Consider the following 18,300-nt stretch of genomic DNA (forward strand, 5'->3'; position numbering starts at 1 on the left):
AAATCATATACTGCAATCGAGAAGTTTATTTTTAAATTTAATTTGCTAAGGCTCCATCAATGAGAAAAGGAATAATACTAGCTGGCGGATCTGGCACACGTTTGCACCCGTTAACTAAGGTGGTAAGTAAGCAACTTATGCCTGTTTACGACAAGCCAATGATTTTTTATCCGTTAACAACGTTAATGATGTCGGGCATCCGTGATGTACTCATTATCACTACGCCTGAAGAGCAGCAGCGATTTATCGACCTTATCGGTGATGGCTCAGCGTTAGGAATGAACATTCAGTACGCGGTTCAGCCTTCGCCAGATGGTTTGGCACAAGCTTTTCTTATAGGTGAAGAGTTCATTGGCAATGATAGCTGTTCACTGGTTCTTGGTGACAACATTTATTACGGCCACGATTTAAAATTGTCTTTGCAGAATGCGTATAAGCAAGAGCATGGTGCAACGGTGTTTGGTTATCACGTTAACGACCCTGAACGCTACGGCGTGGTCGATTTTGATGATGACTGGAATGCACTTTCAATAGAAGAGAAGCCAGCTGTTCCCAAATCAAACTATGCCGTAACCGGTCTTTACTACTACGACAACCGCGTAGTCGATTTTGCTAAAGAAGTTAAGCCATCACCCCGTGGTGAACTGGAAATTACTGACTTGAATAACTTATATCTTCAAGATGGAAGTTTGAAAGTAGAGCTAATGGGCCGAGGCTCTGCTTGGCTTGATACGGGCACACTAGACTCACTTCTTGATGCAGCAAACTTCGTTGCGGCTATCGAAAAACGCCAAGGGTTGAAAGTATGTTGCCCAGAAGAAGTAGCCTACAGAATGGGCTATATCAACGCTGAGCAGCTTGAAAAGCTTGCGGCACCACTAAAGAAGAGTGGTTATGGCGATTACCTGCTTAAAGTGATTAACGATAGAGTTAAGATCTAGCTTCATATCAAATTTTAAAAGGTGGCAATGCCACCTTTCTTCTTATTTTAAATTGCCAGTTTGTACGGAAAGTAAATGCAAGTAATTAAAACAGACATCCCTGATGTAAAAATCATCGAGCCTAAAGTATTTGGTGACGAGCGAGGTTTTTTTCTAGAAACCTTTCGCACCGATTGGTTTAAGAAAGAATGTGCAGGTGTAGATTTTGTTCAGGATAACCATTCTAAATCTAGCCAAGGTATCCTTCGTGGCCTTCATTATCAAATGGAGCAAACCCAAGGGAAATTAGTACGTGTAGTTAGCGGTGAAGTATATGATGTAGCCGTAGACATGCGTAAAGACTCACCTACATACGGTAAGTGGGTTGGGGTAACGTTATCAGCAGAGAACAAACGTCAGTTATGGGTACCTGCGGGCTTTGCTCATGGCTTTTATGTAACTAGCGAATCTGCCGAGTTTGTGTATAAGTGCACAGACTATTACCACCCAGAATCTGAAATATCAGTTAAGTACGACGACCCAACCTTAAATATCGACTGGCCTTTAGTCAATGGCGAGAAGCCTTCTCTATCAGGTAAAGATGAGACGGGCTTGGCATTTGTAGACGCACCTACGTTTTAATTGTCATTGATTTTTTTCACTGGCTTTTTATTGGTGTTTTACTAGGTATTAGCGATTAATGAATATTGTAATTATAGGTAAGTCTGGGCAGTTAGCATTTGAACTTTCTCGTGAACTAGAAAATAGCGAGCATCAAGTTTCGTTTTTGGGGCGTGATGATATTGATATTACGAGTGCCTCTAATATTGAAGAAACGCTATCGTCTTTATCGGCTGAAGTTGTAATAAACGCATCGGCCTATACAGCTGTTGATAAAGCCGAAGAAGATACCGAGGCGTGTAATGCTATTAATATGCTTGCCGTTAAAAACTTAGCAAACTTCTGCAAAGCTAACGGCGCTTTCATGGTGCATGTGTCTACTGACTATGTGTTTAACGGTCATAAAGGTTCACCTTATTTAACTGACGACACCATTGAACCACAAGGTGCTTATGGCAAATCAAAAGCAGAAGGCGAAAAAGCGCTGCTTGAAATACTGCCAGGTGCTAGCTGTCTAATTCGCACAGCTTGGGTTTACTCTTCGCATGGTAATAACTTTGTGAAAACCATGCTGCGTTTGATGGCTGATAAACCTCAGTTGGGCGTAATAGATGATCAAATTGGAACGCCTACGTGGGCTAAAGGTTTAGCTGAAGTTTGTGTTACTGCTGCTTTGAATAAAAACAGTGGCGTGTATCACTGGACTGATGAAGGTGTAGCTAGCTGGTATGACTTTGCTTTAGCTATTCAAGAGCTAGGTGTCGAGAAAGGTTTGCTAGATAAATCAATTCCAGTGTTACCTATACCGTCAAGCCAGTATCCAACGCCTGCCAAGCGCCCGCATTACAGCGTATTAGATAAGCAAACCGCGCGCGAAGCGTTTGCGGCGTGTAAGCCCACGCACTGGCGTAAGCAGTTAGCCAGCATGCTAGACGAATTGAAAGCGTAAGCGACAAGAACAAGATTATACTTTTGGTAAAAAGAAAATGAATAAAACAATTTTAGTAACAGGTGGCGCGGGCTTTATTGGCTCTGCAGTAGTTCGTCATCTTATAAACGACACTGACCACACAGTGATTAATTTAGATAAGCTAACCTACGCGGGTAACTTAGAGTCATTAACACCTGTTTCAGGCAGCGACCGCTATAGCTTTGAACAAGTTGATATTTGTGATGCTGAAGAAGTAAAGCGTGTATTCAATACACACCAGCCAGATATTATTATGCACTTGGCTGCAGAGTCACACGTAGACCGTTCAATTGACGGGCCAGGCGAGTTTATTCAAACCAATGTTGTAGGTACATACACATTGCTTGAACAAGCAAGAGCGTATTGGTCTGAACTTGAGGGCGATAAAAAAGCTGGGTTTAAGTTTCATCATATTTCTACTGACGAAGTATACGGTGACCTTCCTCACCCAGATGAAGTAGAGCCAGGAACAGAGCTTCCACTCTTTACGGAGACTACCCCGTATGCACCAAGTTCACCTTACTCAGCAAGTAAAGCAAGTTCAGATCAGCTAGTGCGTTCGTGGCTTCGCACATACAAGCTACCAACCCTTGTAACTAACTGTTCAAATAATTACGGCCCGTACCACTTCCCGGAAAAGCTTATTCCGTTGGTTATTCTAAATGCCCTAGCAGGAAAGCCGCTGCCTGTATATGGCAAAGGTAACCAAATTCGTGACTGGTTGTATGTTGAAGACCATGCACGTGCATTAGTTGTGGTTGCACTAAACGGTGAAATTGGTGAAACCTATAATATTGGTGGTCACAACGAAAAACAGAACATTGAAGTGGTGCAAACTATTTGCGCTATTTTGGATGAAGTAAAGCCAAAAGATAGCAATTACGCTGAGCAAATTACCTACGTACAAGACCGCCCAGGGCACGATATGCGCTATGCCATTGATGCTAGCAAGATTGAGCGCGAGCTAGGATGGAAGCCTCAAGAAACCTTCGAAAGCGGTATTCGTAAAACCGTTGAATGGTATTTGAATAACGAAAGCTGGTGGAAAGCTGTTTTAGACGGTAGTTACCAAGGTGAGCGTTTAGGTACCGGAAGCTAGTTAGCTCTTATGAGCTTTGAAGCCTCAGCTTACTTAATTTGCTGAGGCTTTTTTGTTTTCAAATGCAATATTCACGTAGTGGTGTGATTGTTGCTTTATTAGCAATATTGCACTTACGCTTTATGTTGAAATGATGGTTTTAGATTGAAACGCACCGACTCATCAGGGTTTCTCTGAATCAAGCACCTTTATGATGCATTGTTCATGAGATTTTCAAAAAACTCTGGCAATATATAGCAAGAACATTTTAATAATTATTTCTATCGCTGATAGTGAATAGGATTGGAGAAACAGTAAATGGGAAGTACGTTAGCTAAGTACAAAATAGCTGTAGCAGGCACAGGCTATGTAGGGCTTTCAAATGCAGTGCTACTTGCACAACACAATGAAGTGAAAGCGGTCGACTTAGTTCCGGAAAAAGTTGAGATGCTTAACAACAAAACGTCTCCAATTGAAGACAAAGAAATTTCAGAATATCTAACAACTAAAGAGCTAAACCTTGAAGCTACGTTAGATGCACAAGTTGCGTATAAAGACGCCGATTATGTTGTTATTGCAACACCAACAGATTACGACCCTCAAACTAACTACTTCAATACAGGTAGTGTAGAGGCGGTTATCAAAACAGTGATGGAAATTAATCCTGATGCTGTGATGATTGTAAAATCGACCGTACCGGTAGGGTTTACGAAAGACGCAAAAGCACGCTTCGGTACTGAAAATCTTATATTCTCGCCAGAGTTTTTACGTGAAGGTAAAGCACTTTACGATAACCTTCACCCTAGCCGTATCATAGTTGGGGAGCGTAGTGAGCGTGCAGAAGTGTTCGCTAAGCTACTGCAGCAAGGCGCTATTAAAGAAGATATTGATGTGTTGTTTACCGATAGCACTGAAGCAGAGGCTATTAAGCTTTTCGCTAACACTTACCTAGCAATGCGTGTTGCGTACTTTAACGAACTAGACAGCTATGCAGAGCGTAATGGCCTAGACACCAAGCAGATCATTGAGGGTGTTGGCTTAGACCCTCGTATTGGTAACCACTACAACAACCCAAGTTTTGGTTACGGTGGTTATTGCTTACCAAAAGATACTAAACAATTGCTCGCTAACTACAGTGAAGTGCCGAATAACATGATTCAGGCCATTGTAGATGCTAACCGCACCCGTAAAGACTTTATTGCCGATTCAATTGTAAGCCGTGGCCCCAAGGTTGTTGGGATCTACCGCCTTATTATGAAGACCGGCTCAGACAACTTCCGAGCCAGTGCTATTCAGGGAATCATGAAGCGCATTAAAGCGAAAGGTATTGAAGTTGTGGTTTACGAACCAGTACTTAAAGAAGATGACTTCTTTAACTCGCGCGTAGTAAACGATTTAGAAGAGTTTAAGAAAATTTCTGACGTAATCGTAGCCAACCGTGTAACGGGCGATATTGAAGACGTAATAGATAAAGTATACAGCCGCGACCTGTTCAACGCTGACTAATAAAATAATTGAGATTGCGAAAAGCATCAGTCTTTTCGCAATCCACCTCACAAAAAACTTCCCAAATCCCAAAATTCAAAATAGAATCCGCACCAATTCAACTCCTGCCATCAAGCCTTAAGATTACTCACACCCGGCGGGGAAGAAGCATGCTTTAAATATGGGGTCAGAGTACATTTCTGCCTCCAATACTATCTGTTCACTGGTTACTGAAACCAGTAAACAAAGTCTTGAGTTCATGCTACCTACCATATTACCCAGCGTGAACTTCGTTTCGTTTAGTTTGCTTTTATTAGCGGAGTCGTTATGAATAGGCTGCGTGAGCTTTCCAGCCAAGTGATGGATGTTTACCAATCTCTTTCCCAAGAATTCAGCGCATATCAATCAAGTCAGTCATTAAACTGTGTTGAGAAATGCGGCGCATGTTGCAATAAACCCGACATTGAAGTGTCGCCTTTAGAAATGCTGCCATATGCACTGCATCTGTTTGATAGTGGTCAAGCCGAACAAGTATTCGATGAGCTTCAAAGCTATAGCGGTTTTGCATGCAAGCAATATCAACGCTTGAGTTTAGACGGTACAGAAGGCTACTGCGGAATTTACGAACACCGACCTGGCATTTGCCGCATGTTCGGTGCAGCAGGTTATAAAACCAAATCTGGTGAAGCCACGCTTTCGGTATGCAAACCAATAAAGCAAGCCGTACCTGAAAAATATGCGGCCGCGCTAATTTCTATACAGCCACAGCGTTTAGATACCTTTGAACAGCCATTAATACATGATATTGCTGCAAACAGTGAGGTTCGATTTACATCGGCAAAGCCGCCAATGATCGCAGAAGGTAGGCAAAAACTGGCTCAACTAGATTATGAATTGGGTGAAAAGCTTATGCCTATCAATGACGCACTACGCTTTGTGTTAGAAAAAATTCTGACATTAAGTTTTTATGCGCAAGATACAGATGATGGTGTTGCTGCTCAAACAAATAGAAAGCATAAAATGTACACTGACCCCATAACCCAAAGCTTTACGCTAAAATTCCACGTGCCGATTCCACGATTGCCTCACTAATTGTGTAGTCAGCTCGGCTTTTACCGGTAATAGCGTAGTATCTTTCATTAAGAGTATTAGCGTTACCTATGCAGTGCACGCCATATTGTTCTTCTACGTGTTTTGAAATGGCTGATGGGGCACAGAACACGCCGAAGTCCTCGCTGCCAAATAACTTTAATAACGCGGTATCATCAAACTCGGCCACAATTTTTGGGTAAAGCTGTTCGGTTTCAAGCCAGCTTGTAAGTGCTTGGCGTATGCCCGACGTGTTTCCTTGAATAAGTAACGGCATTTGGTTTAAACAATCTGGAAACTGTAGCCCTTCATTTAGGGGCGACTTAGCAAAAAAGCTTAATGAGCTTTCCCCTAAGAAGTAGCTGTTAGCGCTAATTTGCGTACCGGGCGCTATGCCTCTGTCAGCAACAATAAAGTCGATAGCATTTATAGCCAACTCCTTTAGTAAACCATCAAAGCTATCTTCCTTAATTACGTACTTTACTTGCGAGAACATGCGCATGGTGTCGTGCACGAAATCATAAAAAAGCACTTTTGGAATACCATTTGTAATACCTATTACGAATTCCTTCGTATTTACTTCATCGCTATTGTTAAGTATTTCAGCCAGTTGGTTACCCTTATGAAATATTTCGCTGGCATACTGATAACTTACTTTACCCCGAGCGTTTAGGTACAGCCGCTTGTTTATTCTGTCGAATAATGAATAACCAAGCTGACTTTCAAACGTGCTCAGTTGCCCGCTTACCGTTTGAGGAGTAACGTGGAGTAACTTAGCTGCTTTGGCAATGCTACCTTCGCGGGCGACTAGATAAAAATAATAGAGATGGTGGTAGTTAAGATGATGCATGCTTTAGCAACCTGTTAAACGAGTAGAGAAAAGTACTCTGACCCCCCTATTCGTAAACGCAATTATTTTCGATGAACTATTAAGAATATAACAGATTTATTCTAACTAAACATTGCAATACACTATAAGCGTTGTTCCGTAAGTTAACTGAACAACGCGCAACTGATTTTTCCAAGCTAGCGGTATATTGAAGACATAACTATGGCCAAAACAATAAACTTACGTAAAACGCGAAAAACACTGTTTTCGTTATTGAAACCGGAGGCTGGCTTTTTTTGGGTTGCTATCGCTTATGGTGTTGCAATTAGTTTGATGACACTGGCAGTGCCTATAGCGGTTCAAACGTTAATAAACAGTATTGCCAATATCGGCTCAACCCGTGCTGTTATCATCCTCGCCGTTATCTTGTTTCTTACCTTGTTTATATCAGGCGTATTCAGCGCACTTCGTATGCGCGTAATGGAGTTTTACGAACGCAAGGTGTATGCACGCCTTACCGCAGATTTAGGGCTTAAAACTATTCTTGCCCCGCATAGCTTTTTCGAAGGTCGTCAAAACGTAAGTATTACGCAGCGCTACTTCGATATTATGACGTTTCAAAAGAACATGCCTTCGCTGATGATCGACGGCTTTGCTCTGGTACTGCAGATGCTGGTGGGTTTCACGCTTGTCTCGTTTTATCATCCTGCGCTTTTTGCGTTTAACGTAGTACTTCTACTTACTATGTATGCCGTATGGAAAGTTTGGGGGCGGGGCGCTAAACGCACGGCCATCGAACTTTCTCACGCTAAGTATGATTCAGCTAAGTGGCTGCACGACATTGCCATCGCACACGAATTTTTCAAATCGGCGGACCACGTGGAATATGCCGGTCGCAGTACCGAGGGCTATATCAGTAACTATGTGAAAAAGCACAAAAGCCACTTTAATTACACTTTCGCGCAAGTGGTAATGTTCCTATTAATGTATGCGGTGGCAAGTGCGTCACTACTTGGTATTGGTGGTGTGCTTGTTGTACAAGGTGAGCTGTCTATTGGTCAGCTCGTTGCTGCTGAATTGGTGATGTCTGCGGTATTCTTTGGCTTATCCCGCTTCACTCAGTACCTAAAGCTTTATTATGAACTCTACGGTGCAGCCGAAAAGTTGGGTGGTGCTTTAGCTATGCCCCAGGAAGAGCTAAATGCCTCAGAGCACATCCCTACATCGTCTAAGTTGGTTTTTAACAATGTAGAGCTTAAACATGGCAACGATACCTGTCATTTAAACGTTGTGTTCGAGCCAGGTACTAAGTATTTCGTGACTACTGACAAAAGCTGGGTTCAAAAGCAACTGTTGGGGCTAGTAAAGCAATATGACCGCGTGAAGTCAGGCGACATATTATTAGGTGAGTTTAGCCTAAACGATTATGACACCCATGAGTTAAGGCAGGCGGTAACTATTTTAGATCGTTCTTTAATAATTGAAGTGTCTATCGAGCGATACTTGAAACTGGCTCACCCCGAGGCGAGCATTGCCGATATTCGCGCAGCCCTTGAAGAAGTTGAGATGACGAAGGTTATTGATAGCTTACCGGAAGGTCTGCAGACCAAAGTGTCGGTATTAGGTGCGCCTTTACAGCCGCTAGAATTCTTACTGCTTAAGCTGGCTGCTGCTATCGTAGGCAAACCTAAGCTGCTTGTGTTGAACCAGCACTTTGATGCCATACCTGTCGACTTAAGAGCAAGATTACTAAGACGCTTAAGCAAGTACGATTTCACCGTAATGTACTTTACCAATATGCCAATACCGGATTGCTTTGAGGGTGTTTTGCATTTACACGATAATGCGACGGCCATGTTAAATAAGTATACCAATGGCGAATCGCCAATTGTCGGTGTACAAGAAAGCGCTAACGTTACAGATACACTAGGTACTAATCCACAAAGGGCGAATACACAAACAAATGATAAGGAGGGTGAGTAAATGAATAACGCAGAACGTCGCTTTTTAGACAACATTACATCGTTACCCTCTTTGAAAGTGCCCAAACTCCACCGCGTCATCACAGGCGTGATCATTTTCTTGGTACTCGCTGCAGGATTGATACTGTACTTTACTCCTTGGATCCAAACCGCTTATGGTACAGGGATGGTTGACTCGCTCGACCCTAAAGACAGAACTCAACCAATTAACGCGCTTGTCGATGGGCAGGTTAAAAAATGGCATGTGAGAGAAGGTCAGCAAGTTAAAGCGGGCGAGCCTATTGTTACGCTTATTGATATTGATGCTCAGCGTCTTGAAAAGCTTCAATCTCAACTTTCTGCTGCAAACCTTAAAAACCAAGCTAACGAAACGGCGGTGAGAAATGCCGAAAACAACTTGGCGCGCCAAAAGTCACTACAGGAACAAGGCTTGGTGTCTCGTAAAGAAGTTGAGCAAGCTGAAATCAAAGTACAGGAGCTAAGAGCAAAAGCCGCAGCGTCTGTATCTGAAATCAACGAGGTAAGTATGACACTATCTCGTCAATCTACCCAAACCAAGTTTGCGCCTGTAGATGGTACCGTGGTGCGTTTACTGTCGGGTGGTGTGTCTACTTTTGTGAAATCTGGCGATATCTTAGGTCAGTTCATTCCTGCCGATGCCAAGCGTAGTGTGCGGGTAACGGTAAGAGGTTTAGACGCACCATTGGTAAAGCCTGGTGCAAAAGCGCGATTGCAGTTCGAAGGTTGGCCGGTTTTCCAGTTTAGCGGGTGGCCTGGAAGTGCAATAGGAACCTTCGGTGGTGAAGTGGTATATGTAGAGCCGGTGGCAAACGCCACGGGCGACTTTAATGTGTGGATCAGACCCGACGAGTCCGACGTTCCATGGCCAGCAGAAAGTTCAGCGCGATTAGGCAGCCGAGTGAAAGCCTGGGTATTGCTAGAAGAAGTTCGTTTAGGTTATGAAATGTGGCGCCAGTTAAATAACTTCCCTCCATTACCTACGCAGCAAGCACCGTCTGGTGGTGCTAAAGGTTCGGGAGCATCAATATGGTAATGCGCAGATTGTTTTTTACGGCAATTGCATTGGCTACTTATATAGGTGGAAACATACCTGGTCCATTCGCACAGACACAAAATACGAATCAAATGCAAACTCAACAGAGTAGACAAGCGCCAACCATTGAGGCTTTTATTGATAGTATGGTGAACTATCACCCTTATGTGCAGGCAATTAACGAAGGAAATTACCAAGCTGCCGCTGAACTGGAGATTGCAAGAAGCAGCTTCGACCCCTTTATTGAACAGAAAACAAAGAGCCGAGTGTCAGGTTATTATGATGGGACTAACCTAACTCAGCGTTTCACAAACCCAGTCGAAGATTTCAACGCGTCTGTGTTTGGTGAGTATCGCATTGCAGCGGGTGACTTTCCTAGCTATGAAGGGTACTACGATACACTGTCGGCTGGTGAGGCTAGTGTGGGTGTCGCCATGTCGCTTTTGCAAAATCGTGAGATAGATAAACGCAGAACTGAATTGCGTAATGCAGGGCTGGCTGCATCGCAATGGCAGGCACTAGCGACGAGCCTTATAAACGACTTTGTCTATAAAGGTGTGAGTGAATACATTGCGTGGTACGAGAGTGCGTTACAAATTCAAGCTGTTACCGAATTACTTAATACGGCGTCTGAACGCGAAAAAGCTTTGGTTACTCGGGTGGAGAAGGGCGATTTAGCCAGTATTGTACTTACCGAGTTTAAAGCCAACTTGCTTCAACAGCGTTTAACTCTGGCCGAACTTAAACAAAAGCGAGACATGCACGCGCAAATGCTGTCTTTTTACTGGCGCTCGCCAAATGGCGATATGTTGGCAATTAATAGTGAACAGCCACCTAACGAGTTAAGCTGGCCCTTCTGGATTGGCAACAGTCAATTGGTTACGCTTCGCAATGCGCTACGCAGCCACCCTGAATTGGGCATAATGAAGTTAGAACAGCAGGTGGTAGAAAATAAGGTTGCACTTGCTGACAACGCGCTACTCCCCAAGCTTGACCTTACAGCCTCTATCGCCAGAGATGTAGGTGCAGGATCTGAAACATTAGAAGGTACAGAAACCAAAGTGGGGTTATCGTTCTCTTACCCGCTGGGCAACAGAAAGGCAAAAGCAGAGCGCGCACAATTGCAGTCAAAGCAAAGAGAGCTTGCACATAAGCTTACGTCTACACAGCAAGCTATTGTACAACGATTCGAGCAAGCTTTGATTTATTGGTCGCAAGCAAAGGATATTGTGTCACTTCAAAGCGAAAATGCGGTGCTTGCGAAAACCCTATCTAGAGTGGAAAAAACACGCTTTGATGCAGGTGATAGCGATATGTTTGTTTTAAATGCGCGAGCTCAGAACGAAATTAAAGCGAAGATCAAAGAGATCAAAGCTAAGGTCGACTTGTTAAAAGCAGAGCTTATGCTTTATAGAGAAGCCGCTATGCTGTATTCATTCGACAGTTAAAGGTTGTTGTTACTAACATAGATTTCTAATGAGAAGTGGATTAGAAAACTTCGCTTGCCGTTAGCGACTACAAAACTAACAGTCACAAAAGAGGTGGTAGTCGCTAGAGAGAGCATGGCCACGATAGTTACCAGTAAAGAAGTGACTAATAGAGCGATATAAAAAAACGGCGTACTGAGCTGCTCAATACGCCGTTATTCATAAACTAAATCTTTAGGACTTATAAATCTTTAGTGCCTAATTGCTCAATGCACTATTAACGTCTTCCTCGCTTAGTCCGGCAGACATAGCGTACTCTTTTAACTTATCTTGAGAGACCCCTGCATGTTGTGCAGTATTTAATATACGCAATACTTGTTCACGCTGCTGGGCAGATTCTCTTACAGCTGTTTCAACTACCGTTTCCGCTTCGTTAGGGAATACAGCTAAAAGTGCATCTACTACATATTCGCCAACAAAAGGTACTGCATTTAGCGCACTAGTCATAATATCAACGATTTTGTTTGGATGTTCTTGCGATAATGTCTGAACAATACTATCAGCAGCATCAGGCTGAGTTAATACAGCAACGCGTACAATCTCATCTAATTCTTCAGGCGTTGATACCGCCGCAGCGTGAACAACAAAATCTACATAGGTAGGTTCTGCTTTAATAGCTAACTGTACAATGTTAGGGCAACTACTTACTTCCTTCTCTATAGCCAGCTGAACAATTTCTTCAGTTGAGGAAGGCTGCGCTGAAATGGCAGCAAAGATTATTTCTCGGTATTTGTCAGGATAAGTATCTAGTGCAATATCTACGATAGGCACTATTTCCTGAGGGTAGTGACCAGCAATAGAGCTAATAGCACGTCCTACAGACATGGTCTGTTCAACTTGACGTTTTAGAAAGGCTGTTTGAAAGCGATTCGACTCTTCAACGGATTTTTCTACGCTCGCTGAACTGGATGGCTGGATAACTCCATTAGCAGGAGCGTCTTGTGCCATTGCCACATAACTAACTTGAGAAGCTAGTATTGCCGCTGATAGCAATGAAAGAGTTCGTAACATAAACCCACCTTTATAATTATCGCGTAGTCAATTTATGACACTACCAGTATTAATACATTTATAAAAAACGCAAAGCACTGAACATCGACGCTTATATACATTCTTATACGTATTCCTTTACGCTGGCTTTAATATCAGCAACTAATACCAAGCACTTTATTAATAACGGCAGGATCAAATACTACTTTAAGAACTACTACTTTATAGGATCTGAATCCCCATCCTATTAGTAATTAGTCCATATTGTCTACTAATTATCACATTTGAATGAAAAATAGACGGTTAGTTCAGTTTTTTCATCTTTTTTAAAATAAGTGTTGACGTGAGCGCTCATTTCCCTAAAATGCGCATCCGCTTCGGGGGAAAAGCAAAACAGCAACCCTCCTGAAGTAAGTCTCTACTACCTTTATAGGCCAGTAAAGACGGGAGTTTAGAAGAAACGCTTCAGAAAATAAATTTTCAAAAAGTGTTGACAATAAAAACTTCCAGCGTATAATGCGCACCTCACTCGAACAGGGTGAGTCACTAAGAAGCAACGGCTTCTAGTGAATGTTCTTTAAAAATTTAGACAAGACAATCTGTGTGGGCACTCGTTAAGAGTGTCACAACGACGATTCATATTTCGATATATTTAATTGAAGAGTTTGATCATGGCTCAGATTGAACGCTGGCGGCAGGCCTAACACATGCAAGTCGAACGGTAACATTTCTAGCTTGCTAGAAGATGACGAGTGGCGGACGGGTGAGTAATGCTTGGGAACTTGCCTTTGCGAGGGGGATAACAGTTGGAAACGACTGCTAATACCGCATAATGTCTACGGACCAAACGGGGCTTCGGCTCCGGCGCAAAGAGAGGCCCAAGTGAGATTAGCTAGTTGGTAAGGTAAAGGCTTACCAAGGCGACGATCTCTAGCTGTTCTGAGAGGAAGATCAGCCACACTGGGACTGAGACACGGCCCAGACTCCTACGGGAGGCAGCAGTGGGGAATATTGCACAATGGGGGAAACCCTGATGCAGCCATGCCGCGTGTGTGAAGAAGGCCTTCGGGTTGTAAAGCACTTTCAGTTGTGAGGAAAAGTTAGTAGTTAATACCTGCTAGCCGTGACGTTAACAACAGAAGAAGCACCGGCTAACTCCGTGCCAGCAGCCGCGGTAATACGGAGGGTGCGAGCGTTAATCGGAATTACTGGGCGTAAAGCGCACGCAGGCGGTTTGTTAAGCTAGATGTGAAAGCCCCGGGCTCAACCTGGGATGGTCATTTAGAACTGGCAGACTAGAGTCTTGGAGAGGGGAGTGGAATTCCAGGTGTAGCGGTGAAATGCGTAGATATCTGGAGGAACATCAGTGGCGAAGGCGACTCCCTGGCCAAAGACTGACGCTCATGTGCGAAAGTGTGGGTAGCGAACAGGATTAGATACCCTGGTAGTCCACACCGTAAACGCTGTCTACTAGCTGTTTGTGACTTTAAGTCGTGAGTAGCGAAGCTAACGCGCTAAGTAGACCGCCTGGGGAGTACGGCCGCAAGGTTAAAACTCAAATGAATTGACGGGGGCCCGCACAAGCGGTGGAGCATGTGGTTTAATTCGATGCAACGCGAAGAACCTTACCTACACTTGACATGCAGAGAACTTTCTAGAGATAGATTGGTGCCTTCGGGAACTCTGACACAGGTGCTGCATGGCTGTCGTCAGCTCGTGTCGTGAGATGTTGGGTTAAGTCCCGCAACGAGCGCAACCCTTGTCCTTAGTTGCCAGCCTTAAGTTGGGCACTCTAAGGAGACTGCCGGTGACAAACCGGAGGAAGGTGGGGACGACGTCAAGTCATCATGGCCCTTACGTGTAGGGCTACACACGTGCTACAATGGCATTTACAGAGGGAAGCGAGACAGTGATGTGGAGCGGACCCCTTAAAGAATGTCGTAGTCCGGATTGGAGTCTGCAACTCGACTCCATGAAGTCGGAATCGCTAGTAATCGCAGGTCAGAATACTGCGGTGAATACGTTCCCGGGCCTTGTACACACCGCCCGTCACACCATGGGAGTGGGATGCAAAAGAAGTAGTTAGTCTAACCTTCGGGAGGACGATTACCACTTTGTGTTTCATGACTGGGGTGAAGTCGTAACAAGGTAACCCTAGGGGAACCTGGGGTTGGATCACCTCCTTACCATTACGTCGATAGACGCACTTGATGCAGTGCCTACACAGATTGTTTTGTTTATATTTAAAGATGACTTAAATAAAAGCCCTTAGCTTTGATTTAAGATCAAACCTAAGTGTTTTGAATTAAGCACTATGCTCTTTAACAATTTGGAAAGCTGATATTAATAGTAATCAATCAAAATTGAGTAACTGAGAAATCGAAAGATGACTTTTTACTCTACTTGACTGAATTGCTTGTTATCAATCGATGATTTGATAGCAAGGCAATTCTTCCGATTAGCTTGTCATGCATACGACATAACTTAGACAGAAGTCAAAAGGCTGTTTGGGGTTGTATGGTTAAGTGACGAAGCGTATACGGTGGATGCCTTGGCAGTTAGAGGCGATGAAGGACGTGTAAGTCTGCGAAAAGCTGTGGTGAGCCGACAAAATGCATTTGAGCCACAGATGTCCGAATGGGGAAACCCACCTGTTTACAGGTATCGTTACATGAATACATAGTGTAACGAGGCGAACGAGGGGAACTGAAACATCTAAGTACCCTTAGGAAAAGAAATCAATTGAGATTCCCCTAGTAGCGGCGAGCGAACGGGGAACAGCCCTTAAGCTGTATTGAATGTAGTGGAATCCTTTGGGAAGAGGAGCGATACAAGGTGATAGCCCTGTACACGACGCAATCTTTACAGTGAAATCGAGTAGGTCGGGACACGTGTTATCTTGACTGAATATGGGGGGACCATCCTCCAAGGCTAAATACTCCTAACTGACCGATAGTGAACCAGTACCGTGAGGGAAAGGCGAAAAGAACCCCTGTGAGGGGAGTGAAATAGAACCTGAAACCGTATACGTACAAGCAGTGGGAGCCCTTCGGGGTGACTGCGTACCTTTTGTATAATGGGTCAGCGACTTATATTTAGTAGCAAGGTTAAGCGAATAGCGGAGCCGTAGCGAAAGCGAGTGTTAACTGCGCGTTTAGTTGCTAGGTATAGACCCGAAACCCGGTGATCTAGCCATGAGCAGGTTGAAGGTTGAGTAACATCAACTGGAGGACCGAACCCACTAACGTTGAAAAGTTAGGGGATGACTTGTGGCTGGGGGTGAAAGGCCAATCAAACCGGGAGATAGCTGGTTCTCCCCGAAATCTATTTAGGTAGAGCCTCGGACGAATTCCATTGGGGGTAGAGCACTGTTAAGGCTAGGGGGTCATCCCGACTTACCAACCCTTTGCAAACTCCGAATACCAATGAGAACTATCCGGGAGACACACGGCGGGTGCTAACGTCCGTCGTGGAGAGGGAAACAACCCAGACCGCCAGCTAAGGTCCCAAAATATTGCTAAGTGGGAAACGATGTGGGAAGGCATAGACAGCTAGGAGGTTGGCTTAGAAGCAGCCACCCTTTAAAGAAAGCGTAATAGCTCACTAGTCGAGTCGGCCTGCGCGGAAGATGTAACGGGGCTAAGCAATATACCGAAGCTGCGGCAGCATGTTTACATGCTGGGTAGGGGAGCGTTGTGTAAGTGGATGAAGGTGAGTTGTAAAGCTTGCTGGACATATCACAAGTGCGAATGCTGACATGAGTAACGATAATGGGAGTGAAAAACTCCCACGCCGGAAGACCAAGGTTTCCTGTCCCATGCTAATCAGGGCAGGGTAAGTCGGCCCCTAAGGCGAGGCAGAAATGCGTAGTCGATGGGAAACGGGTTAATATTCCCGTACTTATATAATCAGTGATGGAGGGACGGAGAAGGCTAGGCAAGCTTGGCGTTGGTTGTCCAAGTGAAAGTGCGTAGGCTGAAGACTTAGGTAAATCCGGGTTTTCAAGGCCGAGACACGAGACGAGCTCCCAAGGGAGTGAAGTTGTTGATGCCCTGCTTCCAGGAAAAGCTTCTAAACTTATGATTATATGAACCGTACCCCAAACCGACACAGGTGGTCAGGTAGAGAATACTAAGGCGCTTGAGAGAACTCGGGTGAAGGAACTCGGCAAAATTGTACCGTAACTTCGGGAGAAGGTACGCCTCTGTTTGTGAACACCTCGCGTGGTAAGCAAATGGAGGCCGCAGTGACCAGGTGGCTGGGACTGTTTATTAAAAACACAGCACTCTGCAAACTCGTAAGAGGACGTATAGGGTGTGACACCTGCCCGGTGCCGGAAGGTTAATTGATGGGGTTAGTTTTCGGACGAAGCTCTTGATCGAAGCCCCGGTAAACGGCGGCCGTAACTATAACGGTCCTAAGGTAGCGAAATTCCTTGTCGGGTAAGTTCCGACCTGCACGAATGGTGTAACCATGGCCACGCTGTCTCCACCCGAGACTCAGTGAAATTGAAATCGCAGTGAAGATGCTGTGTACCCGCACCTAGACGGAAAGACCCCGTGAACCTTTACTACAGCTTGGCACTGAACATTGAACCTACATGTGTAGGATAGGTGGGAGGCTTTGAAGCACAGTCGCTAGATTGTGTGGAGCCGTCCTTGAAATACCACCCTTGTATGTTTGATGTTCTAACATTGGTCCCTTATCGGGATTGTGGACAGTGTCTGGTGGGTAGTTTGACTGGGGCGGTCTCCTCCCAAATAGTAACGGAGGAGCACGAAGGTTAGCTAATCACGGTCGGACATCGTGAGGTTAGTGCAATGGCATAAGCTAGCTTAACTGCGAGACAGACACGTCGAGCAGGTACGAAAGTAGGTCATAGTGATCCGGTGGTTCTGTATGGAAGGGCCATCGCTCAACGGATAAAAGGTACTCCGGGGATAACAGGCTGATACCGCCCAAGAGTTCATATCGACGGCGGTGTTTGGCACCTCGATGTCGGCTCATCACATCCTGGGGCTGAAGTCGGTCCCAAGGGTATGGCTGTTCGCCATTTAAAGTGGTACGCGAGCTGGGTTTAGAACGTCGTGAGACAGTTCGGTCCCTATCTGGTGTGGGCGTTGGATGATTGATGGGAGCTGCTCCTAGTACGAGAGGACCGGAGTGGACGAACCGCTGGTGTTCGGGTTGTGATGCCAATCGCATTGCCCGGTAGCTATGTTCGGAACGGATAACCGCTGAAAGCATCTAAGCGGGAAGCCGGCCCAAAGATGAGTCATCCCTGAACTTTAAGTTCTGGAAGGGTTGTTATAGACGATGACGTTGATAGGCAGGGTGTGGAAGCGTTGTAAGGCGTTAAGCTAACCTGTACTAATTGCCCGAGAGGCTTAACCATACAACGCCCAAGAAGCTTTAGGCTTTTGGAAGTGTTGTAGACAAGCTAAGCTCTGATAAAGAGCAGCAAGTAGAGTGAAAAGTAGTTACTCACTGATTGAATTGATATCAAACTTTCCGATTTGTTAGTTATTAAGCAACGATGATTAAACATACTCCTGAGAGTACTGTTAGTCCTCCTTGCGCAGAAGTCATGACAAAAAAAACGTCATGATTCTGCACTAAAAGTTTTTCCTGGCAGCCATAGCGATACGGTACCACCTGACTCCATTCCGAACTCAGAAGTGAAACGTATTAGCGCCGATGGTAGTGTGGGGTTTCCCCATGTGAGAGTAGGACACTGCCAGGTCCCATTAAGAGAAACCCGCCTAACGGCGGGTTTTTTGCTTTCCGCACCAGAG

General features: G+C 44.7%; 11 protein-coding genes and 3 rRNA genes. 12 read left to right on the plus strand and 2 right to left on the minus strand.

The genetic code is table 11. The annotated features are described in order from the left end of the window. The first annotated feature begins 59 nt into the window (after positions 1-59). The 6 genes from rfbA (at position 60) to ACXAFM_RS11955 (ending at position 6,166) form a co-directional block, all read left to right on the plus strand. Positions 60-941: a glucose-1-phosphate thymidylyltransferase RfbA gene (gene rfbA, locus ACXAFM_RS11930; RefSeq protein ID WP_474829705.1), complete on the plus strand. Its 882-nt coding sequence runs from the start codon at positions 60-62 to the stop codon at positions 939-941. 75 nt (positions 942-1,016) lie between these two features. After that, positions 1,017-1,562, plus strand: a complete 546-nt coding sequence (rfbC, locus tag ACXAFM_RS11935) for a dTDP-4-dehydrorhamnose 3,5-epimerase (protein WP_474829707.1) — start codon at positions 1,017-1,019, stop codon at positions 1,560-1,562. Positions 1,563-1,620: 58 nt separating this feature from the next. Next, the gene (gene rfbD, locus ACXAFM_RS11940) at positions 1,621-2,490 is read left to right on the plus strand and encodes a dTDP-4-dehydrorhamnose reductase (protein ID WP_474829709.1); all 870 of its coding nucleotides are present in this window, start codon (positions 1,621-1,623) and stop codon (positions 2,488-2,490) included. 37 nt (positions 2,491-2,527) lie between these two features. Then, positions 2,528-3,610, plus strand: coding sequence for a dTDP-glucose 4,6-dehydratase (gene rfbB, locus ACXAFM_RS11945; protein WP_474829710.1), 1,083 nt, complete (start codon positions 2,528-2,530; stop codon positions 3,608-3,610). A gap of 297 nt (positions 3,611-3,907) precedes the next feature. Beyond that, the gene (locus ACXAFM_RS11950) at positions 3,908-5,095 is read left to right on the plus strand and encodes a nucleotide sugar dehydrogenase (RefSeq protein WP_474829712.1); all 1,188 of its coding nucleotides are present in this window, start codon (positions 3,908-3,910) and stop codon (positions 5,093-5,095) included. Between the two features lie 306 nt (positions 5,096-5,401). Next, positions 5,402-6,166 carry a YkgJ family cysteine cluster protein gene (locus ACXAFM_RS11955; protein ID WP_474829714.1) on the plus strand — a complete coding sequence of 255 codons (765 nt, stop codon included), beginning with the start codon at positions 5,402-5,404 and terminating at the stop codon, positions 6,164-6,166. Here the strand turns inward: ACXAFM_RS11955 and ACXAFM_RS11960 are convergent. Then, positions 6,123-7,013, minus strand: coding sequence for a LysR family transcriptional regulator (locus tag ACXAFM_RS11960; RefSeq protein WP_474829716.1), 891 nt, complete (start codon positions 7,011-7,013; stop codon positions 6,123-6,125). The two genes, ACXAFM_RS11955 and ACXAFM_RS11960, sit on opposite strands and share 44 nt — an antisense overlap. 201 nt (positions 7,014-7,214) lie before the next feature. Between ACXAFM_RS11960 and ACXAFM_RS11965 the strand changes: the two genes are divergently transcribed. From ACXAFM_RS11965 to ACXAFM_RS11975, 3 genes are read left to right on the plus strand one after another with little or no spacing between them, the layout of a single operon-like run. After that, entirely contained in the window at positions 7,215-8,975 is a 1,761-nt protein-coding gene (locus tag ACXAFM_RS11965) for an ABC transporter transmembrane domain-containing protein (protein ID WP_474829718.1), read from the plus strand. Next, the gene (locus tag ACXAFM_RS11970; RefSeq protein ID WP_474829720.1) at positions 8,976-10,028 is read left to right on the plus strand and encodes an HlyD family secretion protein; all 1,053 of its coding nucleotides are present in this window, start codon (positions 8,976-8,978) and stop codon (positions 10,026-10,028) included. After that, positions 10,022-11,476, plus strand: coding sequence for a TolC family protein (locus tag ACXAFM_RS11975; protein WP_474829722.1), 1,455 nt, complete (start codon positions 10,022-10,024; stop codon positions 11,474-11,476). The genes ACXAFM_RS11970 and ACXAFM_RS11975 overlap by 7 nt, the downstream gene beginning before the upstream one ends. Positions 11,477-11,713: 237 nt before the next feature. Here ACXAFM_RS11975 and ACXAFM_RS11980 read toward each other — a convergent pair whose 3' ends face one another. Next, the gene (locus tag ACXAFM_RS11980) at positions 11,714-12,526 is read right to left on the minus strand and encodes a hypothetical protein (RefSeq protein WP_474829725.1); all 813 of its coding nucleotides are present in this window, start codon (positions 12,524-12,526) and stop codon (positions 11,714-11,716) included. A gap of 632 nt (positions 12,527-13,158) precedes the next feature. Between ACXAFM_RS11980 and ACXAFM_RS11985 the strand changes: the two genes are divergently transcribed. The 3 genes from ACXAFM_RS11985 to rrf all read left to right on the plus strand — a co-directional run bounded on the left by ACXAFM_RS11985 (position 13,159) and on the right by rrf (position 18,248). Then, positions 13,159-14,691: ribosomal RNA gene (locus tag ACXAFM_RS11985) — 16S ribosomal RNA — on the plus strand. Between the two features lie 333 nt (positions 14,692-15,024). After that, positions 15,025-17,900: ribosomal RNA gene (locus ACXAFM_RS11990) — 23S ribosomal RNA — on the plus strand. Positions 17,901-18,132: 232 nt separating this feature from the next. Continuing rightward, a 5S ribosomal RNA gene (gene rrf / locus ACXAFM_RS11995) occupies positions 18,133-18,248 on the plus strand. The 16S, 23S and 5S rRNA genes sit together here, the layout of an rRNA operon. Positions 18,249-18,300: the final 52 nt, after the last annotated feature.

The sequence above is a fragment of the Alteromonas sp. ABD4_190 genome (genome assembly GCF_056160105.1).

Excerpts from the sequence above, each read along its gene's own strand:
- ACXAFM_RS11950 (WP_474829712.1), top strand. The coding sequence starts at position 3,908 with ATGGGAAGTACGTTAGCTAAGTACAAAATAGCTGTAGCAGGCACAGGC.
- rfbB (WP_474829710.1), top strand. The coding sequence starts at position 2,528 with ATGAATAAAACAATTTTAGTAACAGGTGGCGCGGGCTTTATTGGCTCT.
- ACXAFM_RS11980 (WP_474829725.1), bottom strand. The coding sequence starts at position 12,526 with ATGTTACGAACTCTTTCATTGCTATCAGCGGCAATACTAGCTTCTCAA.
- ACXAFM_RS11975 (WP_474829722.1), top strand. The coding sequence starts at position 10,022 with ATGGTAATGCGCAGATTGTTTTTTACGGCAATTGCATTGGCTACTTAT.
- rfbC (WP_474829707.1), top strand. The coding sequence starts at position 1,017 with ATGCAAGTAATTAAAACAGACATCCCTGATGTAAAAATCATCGAGCCT.
- rfbD (WP_474829709.1), top strand. The coding sequence starts at position 1,621 with ATGAATATTGTAATTATAGGTAAGTCTGGGCAGTTAGCATTTGAACTT.
- rfbA (WP_474829705.1), top strand. The coding sequence starts at position 60 with ATGAGAAAAGGAATAATACTAGCTGGCGGATCTGGCACACGTTTGCAC.
- ACXAFM_RS11970 (WP_474829720.1), top strand. The coding sequence starts at position 8,976 with ATGAATAACGCAGAACGTCGCTTTTTAGACAACATTACATCGTTACCC.
- ACXAFM_RS11955 (WP_474829714.1), top strand. The coding sequence starts at position 5,402 with ATGAATAGGCTGCGTGAGCTTTCCAGCCAAGTGATGGATGTTTACCAA.
- ACXAFM_RS11965 (WP_474829718.1), top strand. The coding sequence starts at position 7,215 with ATGGCCAAAACAATAAACTTACGTAAAACGCGAAAAACACTGTTTTCG.
- ACXAFM_RS11960 (WP_474829716.1), bottom strand. The coding sequence starts at position 7,013 with ATGCATCATCTTAACTACCACCATCTCTATTATTTTTATCTAGTCGCC.